This window comes from Bacillus sp. SIMBA_008, from assembly GCF_046535495.1.
Lineage (GTDB): Bacteria > Bacillota > Bacilli > Bacillales > Bacillaceae > Bacillus > Bacillus subtilis.
This window is the reverse complement of record NZ_JAWRWL010001057.1, coordinates 1-245: the sequence shown is the minus strand read 5'-3', so window position 1 is coordinate 245 and position 245 is coordinate 1. Positions and strand designations below refer to the sequence as shown.

Genomic DNA, 245 nt, shown 5'->3' with positions numbered 1-245 from the left:
GGCGGTATGAGACAGCGTGTCGTCATCGCGATGGCGCTTGCGGCAAATCCGAAACTGTTAATTGCCGATGAACCGACAACAGCGCTTGATGTGACGATTCAGGCACAGATCCTTGAGCTGATGAAAGATCTGCAAAAGAAAATTGATACGTCTATCATTTTTATCACGCATGATCTCGGCGTTGTCGCCAATGTCGCCGACCGGGTCGCCGTCATGTACGCGGGTCAGGTCGTCGAATCGGGCAC

The 245-nt window shown here is 52.7% G+C and carries 1 protein-coding gene; it reads left to right on the top strand.

Annotation, left to right across the window (positions count from 1 at the left end):
- On the top strand, positions 1-245 hold a 245-nt coding region (locus tag SB658_RS26655; RefSeq protein WP_410603506.1), incomplete at both ends, for an ATP-binding cassette domain-containing protein.